Annotated in this window: 14 protein-coding genes; 7 read left to right on the forward strand and 7 right to left on the reverse strand. The window is 55.0% G+C overall.

All coding sequences use genetic code 11. From position 1 onward, the window contains the following. Positions 1-17 precede the first annotated feature (17 nt). The 4 genes from gpsA to L350_RS03885 are packed head-to-tail and all read right to left on the reverse strand — an operon-like array spanning position 18 to position 2,230. A complete protein-coding gene (gpsA, locus tag L350_RS03900) occupies positions 18-1,037 on the reverse strand; it encodes an NAD(P)H-dependent glycerol-3-phosphate dehydrogenase (protein WP_032626563.1) in 1,020 nt (339 codons plus the stop codon). Further along, positions 1,037-1,504 carry a protein-export chaperone SecB gene (gene secB / locus L350_RS03895; RefSeq protein WP_003860835.1) on the reverse strand — a complete coding sequence of 156 codons (468 nt, stop codon included), beginning with the start codon at positions 1,502-1,504 and terminating at the stop codon, positions 1,037-1,039. The genes gpsA and secB overlap by 1 nt, the downstream gene beginning before the upstream one ends. Positions 1,505-1,535: 31 nt before the next feature. Further along, on the reverse strand, positions 1,536-1,787 hold the full coding sequence (gene grxC / locus L350_RS03890) for a glutaredoxin 3 (RefSeq protein ID WP_003860837.1): 252 nt from the start codon (positions 1,785-1,787) through the stop codon (positions 1,536-1,538). A gap of 11 nt (positions 1,788-1,798) precedes the next feature. Continuing rightward, complete coding sequence (locus tag L350_RS03885; RefSeq protein ID WP_003860840.1) at positions 1,799-2,230, reverse strand: rhodanese-like domain-containing protein; 432 nt, start codon at positions 2,228-2,230, stop codon at positions 1,799-1,801. Positions 2,231-2,478: 248 nt separating this feature from the next. On the opposite strand from L350_RS03885, the gene gpmM reads away from it, so the two are divergent. From gpmM to L350_RS03870, 3 genes are read left to right on the forward strand one after another with little or no spacing between them, the layout of a single operon-like run. After that, on the forward strand, positions 2,479-4,023 hold the full coding sequence (gpmM, locus tag L350_RS03880; RefSeq protein ID WP_017383605.1) for a 2,3-bisphosphoglycerate-independent phosphoglycerate mutase: 1,545 nt from the start codon (positions 2,479-2,481) through the stop codon (positions 4,021-4,023). 33 nt (positions 4,024-4,056) lie between these two features. Continuing rightward, positions 4,057-5,316, forward strand: a complete 1,260-nt coding sequence (gene envC, locus L350_RS03875) for a murein hydrolase activator EnvC (RefSeq protein WP_236298063.1) — start codon at positions 4,057-4,059, stop codon at positions 5,314-5,316. Positions 5,317-5,319: 3 nt separating this feature from the next. Then, the gene (locus L350_RS03870; RefSeq protein WP_032622054.1) at positions 5,320-6,252 is read left to right on the forward strand and encodes a divergent polysaccharide deacetylase family protein; all 933 of its coding nucleotides are present in this window, start codon (positions 5,320-5,322) and stop codon (positions 6,250-6,252) included. Positions 6,253-6,263: 11 nt separating this feature from the next. Here L350_RS03870 and L350_RS03865 read toward each other — a convergent pair whose 3' ends face one another. Continuing rightward, positions 6,264-7,064: a glycosyltransferase family 2 protein gene (locus L350_RS03865; protein ID WP_022646637.1), complete on the reverse strand. Its 801-nt coding sequence runs from the start codon at positions 7,062-7,064 to the stop codon at positions 6,264-6,266. A gap of 206 nt (positions 7,065-7,270) precedes the next feature. Between L350_RS03865 and L350_RS03860 the strand changes: the two genes are divergently transcribed. Next, the gene (locus L350_RS03860; protein WP_022646636.1) at positions 7,271-8,476 is read left to right on the forward strand and encodes a glycosyltransferase; all 1,206 of its coding nucleotides are present in this window, start codon (positions 7,271-7,273) and stop codon (positions 8,474-8,476) included. A gap of 15 nt (positions 8,477-8,491) precedes the next feature. Further along, the gene (locus L350_RS03855) at positions 8,492-9,406 is read left to right on the forward strand and encodes a hypothetical protein (RefSeq protein ID WP_023305215.1); all 915 of its coding nucleotides are present in this window, start codon (positions 8,492-8,494) and stop codon (positions 9,404-9,406) included. Between the two features lie 26 nt (positions 9,407-9,432). Here the strand turns inward: L350_RS03855 and tdh are convergent, their stop codons facing one another. Further along, the gene (tdh, locus tag L350_RS03850) at positions 9,433-10,461 is read right to left on the reverse strand and encodes an L-threonine 3-dehydrogenase (protein ID WP_017383610.1); all 1,029 of its coding nucleotides are present in this window, start codon (positions 10,459-10,461) and stop codon (positions 9,433-9,435) included. A gap of 9 nt (positions 10,462-10,470) precedes the next feature. Next, a complete protein-coding gene (gene kbl, locus L350_RS03845) occupies positions 10,471-11,667 on the reverse strand; it encodes a glycine C-acetyltransferase (protein ID WP_032626568.1) in 1,197 nt (398 codons plus the stop codon). A 215-nt stretch (positions 11,668-11,882) separates the two neighbouring features. Here kbl and rfaD point away from each other — a divergent pair, with 215 nt between their 5' ends. After that, the gene (rfaD, locus tag L350_RS03840; RefSeq protein ID WP_032626570.1) at positions 11,883-12,863 is read left to right on the forward strand and encodes an ADP-glyceromanno-heptose 6-epimerase; all 981 of its coding nucleotides are present in this window, start codon (positions 11,883-11,885) and stop codon (positions 12,861-12,863) included. A 79-nt stretch (positions 12,864-12,942) separates the two neighbouring features. Then, entirely contained in the window at positions 12,943-13,989 is a 1,047-nt protein-coding gene (gene rfaF, locus L350_RS03835; RefSeq protein WP_023305214.1) for an ADP-heptose--LPS heptosyltransferase RfaF, read from the forward strand.

Genomic DNA, 13,989 nt, shown 5'->3' on the forward strand with positions numbered 1-13,989 from the left:
GTGACGATACTTCCCGGCTAATTGCTGCTGCGCTCGTCCTTGCGCGCACGACCTAATAAGGTCAATGCTGCCTCGCGCGCATTTTTTCCGCAATACAATACCTGATAAATTTCCTCGGTTATTGGCATTTCGACACCGAAACGATGCGCCAATTCGCGAACTTCTTTGGTATTGCGATAGCCTTCAACCACCTGACCAATCTTCTCCTGCGCGCTTTTGACATCGCTACCCTGTCCGAGCATCATGCCAAAGCGGCGGTTACGCGACTGGTTGTCGGTGCAGGTCAACACCAGATCGCCCAGCCCAGCCATTCCCATAAAGGTGGCCGGATCGGCGCCCAGCGCTTCTCCCAGGCGTGACATTTCGGTCAGGCCACGGGTGATCAGCGCCGTACGCGCATTCGCGCCGAAGCCGATGCCGTCAGACATCCCGGCCCCGATGGCAATGACGTTCTTCACCGCGCCGCCCAGCTGTACGCCGATAAAATCAGGGTTGCTGTACACGCGGAAGCTTTTGCCGCAGTGCAGCAGTTGCTGAAGATCGTCGGAAAATGCCTGGTCGGTGGACGCCAGCGAGATCGCCGTCGGCAAGCCCGCAGCCAGCTCTTTGGCGAATGTCGGCCCGGAGATCACCGCCAGCGGGATCGCTGTTCCCAGCGCTTCGCGGGCAACGTCCTGCAACAGACGTCCGGTTTCCGCTTCCAGCCCCTTCGTCGCCCACACAATACGCGCATCCGCACGCATCAGCGGCTTAATCTGACGCAGGACTTCGCCAAACACATGGCTTGGCACCACAATCAAAATATTGCGGCTGACCGCCAGCGCGGTTGCGAGGTCGCTTTCCAGATACAGAGAGTCAGGGAACGGAACGTCCGGGAGAAACGCCACGTTGCAGCGGTCGTGTTGCAACGTCGCGATATGTTTTGGATCGTGGCCCCACAGGACCACGTCGTGACCATTTCTTGCCAGTGTGATGGCAAGAGCGGTGCCGTAAGAGCCGGCACCGATCACAGTCATTGACGCATTAACAGTGCTCATCAGGCATCCTGATGTTGTTCGGCACCTTCGCCAGCCTGCTGCTGTAGATAGTTCATAAACAGCGCATCAAAGTTGACTGGCGCAAGGTTCAGTTGCGGGAATGTACCGCGAGAAACCAGGCTGGTGATGCATTCACGGGCATACGGGAACAGGATGTTCGGGCAGTATGCACCCAGGCAATGCGCCATCTGGTTGCCTTCGATGCCGCCGATAGAGAAGATACCGCCCTGCTGGACTTCGCACAGGAATGCAGTTTCTTCGCCCAGGGAGGCGGTCACGGTGACACGCAGTACGACTTCATACACGTCATCCGCCAGCTGGGTGGATGCGGTATCCAGATCAAGTTTAACCTCTGGCTGCCAGTCTTTCTGGAAAACGTGCGGCGCATTTGGCGCTTCGAAAGAGACATCCTTGGTGTAGATGCGCTGGATCTGGAAAGTCATCTCGGTGTTGTTTTGTTCTGACATGGAAAAACCCTTTTTAATTGTCCTAAAGTCTCTAGCTCAGCAGCGGATCGAGTCCACCGCGGGCGTCGAGCGCATACAAGTCATCACAGCCGCCAATGTGCTGCGCATCAATAAAAATCTGTGGAACCGTTGTGCGACCACTGCGTTGGATCATCTCTTCGCGTTTAATCGCGTCACCATCAATCGGCAGTTCCTTAAACGTTACGCCTTTGCTGGACAGCAGCGCTTTCGCTCGGTGGCAGAACGGGCACGTTGCTTTGGTGTAGATCTCAATATTGGCCATCACTTAACTCCTTATTTACCGCGCACTAAAGGAAGATTCTCCCCGCTCCAGCCGGAGATGCCTTCTTTCAGCACCGTTACGTTTTCAAAGCCTGCTTTATGCAGTGCGTTGGCAGATTCCTGCGCCTGCATGCCAGTGCCGTCAACAACAATAATCGGCTGGGCTTTATGCTTCTCCAGCTCACCAATGTTGTTCGCTTTAATTTCCGCTGGCAGCAGGTTGATAGCACCTGCAATATGGCCCTTGCGGAAATCGTCGCGCTGACGCAGATCGACAACCACGGCGTCCTCTTTGTTGATCAGACGTGTCGCTTCACCGCGGGTGATCACCTTAATTTTAGACGTCAGTCCCTTAAATGTGGTGAACAGTACAGCGACCAGCAGGCCAATCCACGCGATGCTCAGAACCGGGTGGCGGCTAACGAATTGCATAATTTCTTGCATGGGGGGTAACAACTCCCGACTAAGTGATTAAAAAAACCAGGACAGGAGTATACCTGTGCGCTGTGGCAAATACAGCCAGCGACATAAAGCTAATCTATTTTCTGCGGCATGCCACGTAAAAAAAGCCTCAAAATGGCCTGAGAACAGCCTTGCCCCCGCGCTTTCTTTGATCTTCTGCGGCTATTTTATCGATTCAGCTGTAGTAAAATTACGCAAATTTTTTGTCTCTTGAGCATGAGGTTGTCGCAATGTCGGTTTCTAAAAAACCTATGGTACTGGTGATTCTGGATGGCTATGGCTACCGTGAAGATCAACAGGATAACGCCATTTTCAACGCCAAAACCCCGGTTATGGATGCGCTATGGGCAAAACGTCCCCACACCCTGATTGATGCGTCTGGTCTGGAAGTCGGCCTGCCGGATCGTCAGATGGGCAACTCTGAAGTGGGTCACGTTAACCTGGGCGCAGGCCGTATCGTTTATCAGGACCTGACGCGCCTGGACGTTGAAATCAAAGAACGTACATTCTTTGCCAACCCAACGCTCACCGGAGCAGTTGATAAAGCCGTTGCCGCAGGCAAGGCCGTTCATATTATGGGCCTGCTCTCTGCGGGCGGCGTTCACAGCCACGAAGATCACATCATGGCGATGGTAGAGCTGGCCGCTGAGCGCGGTGCGGAAAAAATCTATCTGCACGCCTTCCTGGATGGTCGCGATACGCCGCCACGCAGCGCAAAAGGTTCTCTGAAAGCCTTTGAAGATAAATTTGCCGCACTGGGCAAAGGCCGCGTGGCATCCATAGTTGGCCGTTACTATGCCATGGACCGCGACAACCGCTGGGACCGCGTTGAGCAAGCCTATGATCTGCTGACCCTGGCAAAAGGCGAGTTCCAGTTCCCGACCGCCGTTGAAGGCCTGGAAGCGGCTTACGCGCGTGATGAAAACGACGAATTTGTGAAGGCAACCGTGATCCGCGCTGAAGGCCAGGCCGATGCCGCTATGGAAGATGGCGATGCGCTGATCTTCATGAACTTCCGTGCTGACCGCGCGCGCGAAATCACCCGCGCCTTCGTCAACAGCGATTTCGACGGTTTCGCCCGTAAGAAAGTGGCGAAGATCGATTTCATCCAGTTGACCGAGTATGCAGCGGATATCAAAGCCCCATGCGCGTATCCACCCGCTTCCCTGGAAAATACCTTCGGCGAGTGGATGGCGAAAAACGATAAAACGCAGCTGCGCATCTCCGAAACTGAGAAGTATGCGCACGTGACCTTCTTCTTTAACGGCGGCGTAGAAGAGCCGTTTAAAGGCGAAGACCGCATCCTGATTAACTCACCGAAAGTCGCCACATACGATCTTCAGCCAGAAATGAGCTCTGCGGAGCTGACTGAAAAACTGGTGGCCGCGATCGAAAGCGGTAAATACGACACCATCATCTGTAACTATCCGAATGGCGACATGGTGGGCCACACCGGCGTGATGGAAGCTGCCGTTAAAGCGGTTGAAGCGCTGGACCACTGCGTTGAGCAGGTCGCGAAAGCGGTTGAATCCGTGGGCGGCCAGCTGCTGATCACCGCTGACCACGGTAACGCAGAACAGATGCGTGACCCGGCAACCGGTCAGGCGCATACCGCCCATACCAACCTGCCTGTTCCACTGATTTATGTAGGTGATAAGTCAGTGAAAGCAGTGGAAGGCGGCAAGCTTTCCGACATCGCGCCAACCATGTTGTCGCTGATGGGTATGGAAATCCCTGAAGAGATGACTGGCAAGCCGCTGTTCATCGTGGAATAATCGCTCCCCATGAGGGGAAAGGCGATTTTTTCAATCACATGGGTCGTGAAGCCGTTTCGGTTATCAGTCAGACCTCTGCTTTGCGCCAGCGCACTCAGCGCTGGCGTATTGCTGTGCGCCGCATCTGCCCACGCGGATGACCGCGACCAGCTCAAATCCATTCAGGCCGATATCGCCGCCAAAGAGCGTGTGGTACGCCAGCAGCAGCAGCAGCGCTCTGCCCTGCTTGCCCAGCTTAAAAAGCAGGAAGAGGCTATTTCCGCCGCCGCGCGTAAGCTGCGTGAAACACAAAACACCCTTGCCCAGCTTAATAAGCAAATCGATGAAATGAACGCATCGATTGCGAAACTGGAGCGTCAGCGCGATGCCCAGGAGCGGAACCTTTCTGCACAGCTTGATGCCGCTTTCCGCCAGGGTGAACACACAGGCCTTCAGTTGATCCTCAGCGGTGAAGAGAGCCAGCGCGGTCAGCGTTTACAGGCCTATTTCGGCTATCTCAACCAGGCTCGTCAGGAGACCATTGCGCAGCTGAAACAGACGCGCGAAGAAGTCACCACGCAAAAAGCCGAGCTGGAAGAGAAGCAGAGCCAGCAGCAAACGCTGCTCTACGATCAGCAGGCGCAGCAGGAGAAGCTTGAGCAGGCGCGCAATGAGCGTAAGAAGACGCTCGCCGGGCTGGAGTCCTCTATCCAGGCAGGACAAAGCCAGCTGAGCGAAATGCGCGCCAACGAATCCAGACTGCGTAACAGCATTGCCCGGGCAGAAGCCGCGGCCAAAGCGCGCGCCGAAAAAGAAGCGCGCGAAGCGCAGGCGGTGCGTAATAAGCAGCAGGAAGCCTCCCGGAAAGGCACCACCTACAAACCGACTGAAAATGAACGTTCCCTGATGTCGCGTACCGGCGGCCTCGGCTCCCCGCGTGGTCAGGCTTACTGGCCCGTTCGCGGTACGATCCTGCATCGCTATGGCGAACAGTTGCAGGGTGAGCTACGTTGGAAGGGGATCGTTATCGGTGCGTCTGAAGGTAGCGAAGTGAAAGCCATCGCCGATGGCCGCGTGATCCTGGCCGACTGGCTACAGGGTTACGGGCTCGTGGTGGTGGTCGAGCACGGTAAAGGCGACATGAGTCTTTACGGCTACAACCAGAGCGCGCTGGTCAGCGTTGGCACTCAGGTGCGCGCGGGTCAACCCATTGCCCTTGTGGGCAGCAGTGGCGGTCAGGGCCGCCCGTCACTCTATTTCGAAATTCGTCGTCAGGGTCAGGCGGTCAATCCACAGCCGTGGTTGGGAAGATAAGTTTTGCTTCAATTTCGTCGAATTGTTTTTTCCGTCGTCAGCGCACTGGCGCTGGCTGCACCGGTTTATGCAGGCAAACTCGCGATTGTGATTGATGACTTCGGTTATCGACCACACTATGAAAATCAGGTGCTGGCGATGCCGTCAGCCATCTCTGTCGCCGTCCTGCCTAATGCGCCTCACGCGCATGAAATGGCGACCAAAGCGCACAATGGCGGCCATCAGGTCCTCATCCATCTGCCGATGGCCCCTCTCAGCAAGCAGCCGCTGGAAAAAGATACCCTGCGTCCGGACATGAGCAGCGACGAGATCGATCGCATCATCCGCGATGCGTACAATAAAGTGCCGTATGCCGTGGGTCTGAATAACCATATGGGCAGCGCGATGACCTCCAGCCTGTACGGTATGCTGAAAGTGATGCAGGCGCTGGAGCGTTACAATCTCTACTTCCTCGACAGCATGACCATCGGCAATAGCCAGGCGATGCGTGCCGCTCAGGGGACGGGTGTAAAAGTCATCAAGCGCAAAGTCTTCCTGGACGACTCCCAGAACGAAGCGGATATCCGCGTGCAGTTCAACCGCGCGGTACAGCTGGCGCGCCGTAACGGTTCGGCGATTGCCATTGGGCATCCGCATCCGTCTACCGTTCGCGTTTTGCAGCAAATGTTGCCGGGCTTACCCGCCGATATCACGCTGGTACGTCCGAGCGATCTGCTCAATGAACCTCAGGTGGATACTTCCCGTCCGGGTAGCGCGCAACCACCCGCAACGCAGCCGCGTAATCCATTCCGCGGCGTGAAGAACTGCACGCTGAAACAGCCGCCTGAACCGGTCTATGCAACCCGCTTCTTCACGGTGATTGGCGAAAGCATCAGCAGCAGTACGCTGGTTAAATACGTCCAGCAACAGTGGCAGGGTTGGGGAAAAAAAGCCTGATCGGCTAACGCCTATTCTGCCAGATAAGAGTCCGACTGCTCTTTTGCAACGGACTCTTTCTTTTCTCGATCCTGATACCAGGCCTTGAAATACTTCAAAAAACTGTACGCCGTGGCATAAAACCCTGTCACCACACCCACTTTGCCCTTACGCCACGCACCGCTAAACAGATACCATTTGAAAAATGCGCCGATAGCGCTGATCGCGCCGCGACCAAGAGAGGGACGTATCGTCTGATATTGAACCAGGCGAGTGGTATATCCGTTTAATTTATTGAAAAGTTCATGCAGTGAATAAAACGTATCATGTCTGACATAGCCAGGAATACGTTCAGAACGGAGAAAACCTTCAACCTGATCGTCTACTGGCCGGTTATTAAATCGCGACTGCGTACGGTTAAAAAGACGCACCGGATAATCCGGAGATGAGACTGGATAAATCGTTCGGACATTTTCTCCCAGAACAAACCAGTGACGACATATCCGCCACGCCATATCCGGTTCGGGTTCATCGCCCATTTTTAATTTTAAAATAGCACCAACGGTTTCTTGATCGAGTATTTCGTCACTGTCCATGCACAGCACCCAGTCATTGTGCGCATGGGATACGGCATGATTCATCTGCTCGCCGTGCCAGCTGTATTTTTTGAATATGGGCGACAATCCATAACTCTGGCAAATATATATCGTTGCGTCTGTACTGCCGGAATCAACTACAACGAATTCATCCGCTATTTTTAAAAGAGGAGGAATAACATCGTGCAACGTTCTTTCGGAGTTAAACGTTAATAAGCAAACCGTTATTTTAAACATATTCTCACTCTCTCAAAAACAACATAAAATTTTTGCGCTAATACTATCGAATTGAGAAGAGGCGATTAAAGTCTTAAATCGCACTTTTAAAATAAGCGCGTTTAAAACCTTTCCTTATAAAAAGACAAAGAAATACAAAAAATCTATTTTATTTCAGTAAATTCTTTATAATGCGGTCAGATGAAGGGTAGCATACGGATTCAGACATGCCGCAAAAACGTAAAATCCTCCTCCTGGACACAGGCAAAGAATGGGGGGGAGGTACCAACAGTATGCTTGAGCTTCTGAAGCGAATCAACCGCGACAAATTCGACATTACCTGTTGTTTTTACAGTGATTATAGTCGTGCTGAAGGTCAAACGATAGGCCAGGTGCTCAACAGCATTGGGATCCCATTACTCGTTATCCCTCAACGTAAGCAACCGGCATGGGCAAAACTCCTGAAAGAAGCGGGACGTGGTCTGCTGTTTTTCTCGCGTTCGGCGCGCAAAGCATTTACGCGGCATATTGATACCCTGTGGCGTATCCGGCCCAACGTCAGCAAGATCGAGACCATTTTCAGGGAAGGTGGATTCGATACGCTGTATATGAACAACCAGCCAGGCTCTAATGAAGAAGGGTATCTGGCGGGCGCAAACCTGCGTGCACGGATAATCCAGCACTGCCGGATTGAACCAGTGCTGACCCCGCCGCTGGTGAAGCTGGTGAATGCCCATGCCACAAAAATCATTGCCGTCTCGCACGGCGTTGAACGCGTGCTACTTCAGCATGGCGTCCGGCCAGAGCTGTGTACCACGGTCAACAATGCCATCGACATCCATCAGCCTTTGCCGGACCGATGCGCGATGCGCCAGCGACTGAATATTGAAGACGATACGTTTGTATTCGGCAGCATTGGCTCGTTAATCCCTCGTAAGGCCAACCACCACACGCTGGAGGCGCTGGCACAGTTCAGCCAGAGACACCCGCAGGCAAAATGGAAAATGGTGCTGGTCGGTGAAGGGGCTGAACGCGGCGCGCTGGCTGCACAAGCTGATGCATCAGGTATTGCTGAGCACGTCATTTTTACCGGTTTCCAGAACACGCCTTTTGACTATCTCGCCACTTTTGACGCGTTCATTCTGGCCTCACAGAGCGAAGGCTTGCCCCGCGTCGTGCTGGAAGCAATGCTGCTCAACATCCCCGTGATTGGTTCAAAAGTGACCGGCACGGCAGAATTGATCGACCATGAGTCGACCGGGCTGCTGTTCCCCTGGAGCGACGTGTCGCAACTTGCTCAACATCTGGATAATATCTGGCAGGATCCTGCTCTGCGCGCCCGGCTCGCCGCAGCCGCGCACCAGAATGTCTGCAACATGTATGCCATTGAAAGCTATGTTAACGGTGTCGAGGCCGTTCTTGGCGCGCAATAACCAAACGAGAAGAACATGTTTAAATTCCTGAATGCTCGCTACCGCCACATTACCGGGCGTCATAACATTCCTTACGCTTCCCTTCCGGTCACGCGCGATCTCGTTGCGGTTGATTCCATTGTGATCCCGTGTACGGGCGCGGATTTCGTCGAAGAGGCGTTATTGTCAGCGACCTTTGCAGAGCGTTATGCCTCTGACGTCAGCGAGATTGTTATCGTCAGCGATCAGCCTGAATCCGCTTTCGGCGAACTGCCGCCAAAAACCCGCGTTGTTACCCTCACGCTTCCAAAACGTGAAGAAGGTTACCGCTATAAGCAGATCTACCTCAGTCGTCTGGTGAAGCTTAACGCTCCGTTGCAGGCGCGCGGTGAAGGTGTGCTGATGATCGACTCCGATCTCAACCTGCTTAAAATGCCAGAGATCAACATGGCGGATATGCACATCTACTCCAGCTTCCGTCAGGGCAAAATGATTGCCAAGCTGGACGGCGCGCCAGCGGAGAAAGTGCCGGCGTATTACAAAGAAACGGTGCGCCCGTATCTGGTCGATCATGTTAACGGCGCGTTTCTTGCCGCCACCAAAAAGACCTGGCGCCGTATCTGCCCGCTGTGGCTGACGCTGTTCCAGGATACCTGGGAGCTGATGGACGATACGCAGCCGCCGACCGATCAGCTGCCGCTCGCTGCGCTGCTGGACATGCTGGATGTCAAAACGGTTAACCTGGGCGACTGGATGAACTGGCCGGTCTCCAAGAAGATCGGCGGACAGGAAGCCGTTGTGCCGAAAGAGGTGATTGGCGCGCACGGCGGTTTCCCGCTTTCCGAATGGCAGAAGTATCTGGAATCACCGGATAATAAGCTGCTGTTCAAAGGTCAGGATTACACCCGCAAGGTGCGTTACCTGACGGACGAAGAGAAAAAGAATCAGTAAAAAAGGGGCCTCAGGCCCCTTTTTGATTACTTATCCCAGCTCAGGATCACTTTCCCTGACTGGCCGGAACGCATTGCGTCGAAGCCCTGCTGGAACTCATCGATGGAGAAACGGTGAGTGATAATCGGGGACAGATCCAGACCGGACTGGATCAGCGCAGCCATCTTGTACCAGGTTTCGAACATCTCGCGGCCATAAATGCCCTTAATGAACAGCCCTTTGAAGATGACTTTGTTCCAGTCGATGGACATATCTGACGGCGGAATACCCAGCATCGCGATACGGCCTCCGTGGTTCATGGTGTCGAGCATGGTGCGGAACGCCGGTGGCGCGCCGGACATCTCCAGACCCACGTCAAAGCCTTCGGTCATGCCCAGCTCTTCCATCACGTCTGTCAGGCTCTCTTTCGAGACATCCACCGCGCGGGTGACGCCCATTTTGCGCGCCAGCGACAGGCGGTATTCGTTCACGTCGGTGATCACCACGTTGCGCGCACCCACATGCTTCGCCACGGCTGCCGCCATAATGCCGATTGGGCCCGCGCCGGAGACCAGCACGTCTTCACCCACCAGGTCGAAGGAGAGCGCCGTGTGTACCGCGTTGCCGAACGGGTCGAAGATGGAGGCCAGGTCGTCAGAGATATTGTCCGGGATTTTGAAAGCGTTAAACGCCGGGATCACCAGGTATTCCGCGAAGCATCCCGGACGGTTCACACCCACGCCGACGGTATTGCGGCACAGGTGCGTACGCCCACCGCGACAGTTGCGGCAGTGACCGCAGGTAATGTGGCCTTCACCGGAGACGCGGTCGCCAATGTTGAAGCCTTTCACTTCCTGGCCAATGCCGACCACTTCGCCGACATATTCGTGGCCGACAACCATTGGCACGGGAATGGTTTTTTGCGACCACTGGTCCCAGTTATAGATGTGAACGTCAGTACCGCAGATGGCGGTTTTACGAATTTTGATCAGTAGATCGTTATGACCGACTTCCGGCTCCGGCACGTCGGTCATCCAAATCCCTTCTTCCGCTTTCAGTTTGGATAACGCTTTCATCACACGTCCTCAGGCAATTACGCCCAGCTGTTTGCCGATGCGGGTAAAGGCTTCCACCGCACGTTCAATTTGTTCAGGCGAGTGCGCCGCAGACATCTGGGTGCGGATACGCGCCTGACCTTTTGGTACCACCGGGAAGAAGAACCCGGTCACGTAAATCCCTTCTTTCTGAAGCTCACGAGCAAATTTCTGCGCGACAACCGCGTCGCCCAGCATCACCGGAATGATCGCATGGTCAGCGCCGGCCAGGGTGAATCCTGCGGCACTCATTTTTTCACGGAACAGGCGGGCGTTAGCCCACAGGCGGTCGCGCAGCTCAGCCCCGGATTCCACCATCTCCAGCACTTTAATAGAGGCGGCCACAATCGCCGGCGCCAGGGAGTTGGAGAACAGGTACGGGCGGGAGCGCTGACGCAGCCACTCAACCACCTCTTTGCGCGCAGCAGTGTAGCCGCCAGACGCGCCACCAAGCGCTTTGCCCAGCGTACCGGTGATGATATCTACGCGGCCCATTACGTCGCAGTATTCGTGGGAGCCGCGGCCATTTTCGCCGACAAAGCCAACCGCGTGAGAGTCATCCACCATCACCAGCGCGTCGTATTTATCCGCCAGATCGCACACGCCATTCAGGTTGGCGATCACGCCATCCATGGAGAACACGCCGTCGGTGGCGATCAGCACGTGGCGGGCACCGGCTTCACGGGCCTCTTTCAGGCGGGCTTCCAGCTCAACCATGTCGTTGTTGGCGTAGCGGAAACGCTTCGCTTTACACAGGCGAACACCGTCGATGATGGAGGCGTGGTTCAGGGCGTCGGAGATAATCGCATCTTCTGCGCCGAGCAGGGTTTCAAACAGACCGCCGTTGGCGTCGAAGCAGGATGAGTACAGAATCGCGTCTTCCATTCCGAGGAAGTTCGCCAGCTTTTGCTCAAGCTGCTTGTGGCTGTCCTGCGTACCGCAGATAAAGCGAACGGAGGCCATACCGAAACCGTGGGTGTCCATGCCGTTTTTCGCCGCGGCAATTAGCTCAGGGTGATTCGCAAGACCTAAATAGTTGTTCGCGCAAAAGTTGATCACATGGCTGCCGTCGGCAACGGTGATGTCCGCCTGCTGGGCAGACGTGATAATACGCTCTTCTTTGAACAACCCTTCCGCACGTGCGGTGTCGAGGTCGCTGTTTAACTGTTTGTAAAAATCACCACGCATTGCAATTCTCCAGACTCGGCAAATTTTGGCACATATTACCCAAACCAATAGTTCATGACGAGATGACGCCGTATCTCTTCTCGTTTTTGCAGCATAAATCACGTGTACCCCTGCTGCATATCGGTGAATGGCTGAAGACCGGGCATTGTGATGATATGATAAAGAGATTAGCGTTCGGGATGTTCCCCGGACTCCACACTTCAAAGGTTACAGTTATGATCATCGTTACCGGCGGCGCGGGCTTTATCGGCAGCAATATTGTTAAGGCCCTCAATGACAAAGGCATCACCGACATCCTGGTGGTGGACAACCTGAAAGACGGCACCAAGTTCGTAAACCTGGTGGATCTGAACATCGCTGACTACATGGATAAAGAAGACTTTCTTATCCAGATTATGGCGGGTGAAGAGTTCGGCGAGATCGAAGCCATCTTCCACGAAGGGGCCTGTTCCTCCACCACCGAGTGGGACGGCAAGTACATGATGGACAACAACTATCAGTACTCCAAAGAGATCCTGCACTACTGCCTGGAGCGTGAAATTCCGTTCCTGTACGCCTCTTCCGCGGCAACCTACGGTGGACGCACTTCAGATTTCATCGAATCCCGCGAGTATGAGCAGCCGCTGAACGTTTACGGTTACTCCAAATTCCTGTTTGATGAGTACGTGCGTCAGATCCTCCCAGAAGCCAACTCTCAGATTGTCGGCTTCCGCTACTTCAACGTCTACGGACCGCGCGAAGGCCACAAAGGCAGCATGGCGAGCGTGGCGTTCAACCTGAACACCCAGTTAAATAACGGCGAAAGTCCGAAACTGTTCGAAGGCAGCGACGGCTTTAAGCGTGACTTCGTCTACGTAGGCGACGTGGCGGCAGTGAACCTGTGGTTCCTGGAAAACGGCGTGTCCGGCATTTTCAACCTGGGCACAGGCCGCGCGGAATCCTTCCAGGCGGTGGCAGACGCGACGCTGGCTTACCATAAGAAAGGCAGCATCGAGTACATTCCGTTCCCGGATAAGCTGAAAGGCCGCTACCAGGCATTCACCCAGGCGGACCTGACTAACCTGCGCGCCGCAGGCTACGACAAGCCGTTCAAGACCGTTGCCGAAGGCGTAACGGAATATATGGCCTGGCTGAACCGTGACCGCGATATAAATTCACAAAATCATTTGAGCGGTATCAAGGCGGCAACTAAGTGAATCTCCGGGAGCTTACAAAAGTAAGTGACAGGAGTGAACGCAGGCAGCCAACGCAGAGACAGCTTGAAGGATGAAGTGAATGAAAATACTGGTGATCGGCCCGTCCTGGGTGGGCGACATGATGATGTCGCAAAGTCTCTATCGCACGCTCAAGGCGCGTTATCCCCAGGCGATAATCGACGTGATGGCACCCGCATGGTGCCGTCCGCTGTTATCGCGTATGCCGGAAGTGAACGAGGCAATCCCGATGCCGCTCGGCCACGGGGCGCTGGAAATCGGTGAACGCCGCAAACTCGGCCATAGCCTGCGCGAGAAACGCTATGATCGCGCATATGTCCTGCCAAACTCCTTCAAATCCGCTCTTGTGCCCTTCTTTGCGGGCATCCCGCACCGTACCGGGTGGCGCGGTGAAATGCGCTACGGCCTGCTGAACGATGCCCGTGTGCTGGATAAAGAGGCCTGGCCGCTGATGGTAGAACGCTACGTGGCGCTGGCCTACGACAAAGGCGTGATGCGCAGCGCGAAAGATCTGCCGCAGCCGCTACTGTGGCCGCAGCTCCAGGTAAGCGACGGGGAGAAATCCCACACCTGCAACGCGTTTGGCATTTCGTCCGAACGCCCGATGATTGGCTTCTGCCCCGGCGCGGAGTTTGGTCCGGCAAAACGCTGGCCGCACTATCACTACGCAGAGCTGGCGAAACAGCTGATCGACGAAGGCTATCAAATTGTGCTGTTTGGCTCAGCGAAAGATCACGAGGCGGGCAATGAAATTCTCGCCACGCTCAGCACCGAGCAACAGGCCTGGTGCCGAAACCTGGCCGGGGAAACGCAGCTCGAGCAGGCGGTTATTTTGATTGCCGCCTGTAAAGCCGTTGTCAGCAACGACTCTGGCCTGATGCACGTCGCCGCCGCGCTGGATCGTCCGCTGGTGGCGCTGTATGGCCCGAGCAGCCCGGACTTCACGCCGCCGCTGTCGCACAAAGCGCGCGTAATTCGCCTGATCACCGGCTACCACAAGGTACGTAAAGGTGATGCCGCAGAAGGCTACCATCAGAGCCTGATCGACATTACGCCGCAGCGCGTTCTCGAAGAGCTCAACGAACTTCTGTTGAGCGAAGAAGGATAA

It is taken from the genome of Enterobacter sp. MGH 4 (assembly GCF_000534735.1).
Taxonomy (GTDB): Bacteria; Pseudomonadota; Gammaproteobacteria; order Enterobacterales; family Enterobacteriaceae; genus Enterobacter; species Enterobacter intestinihominis.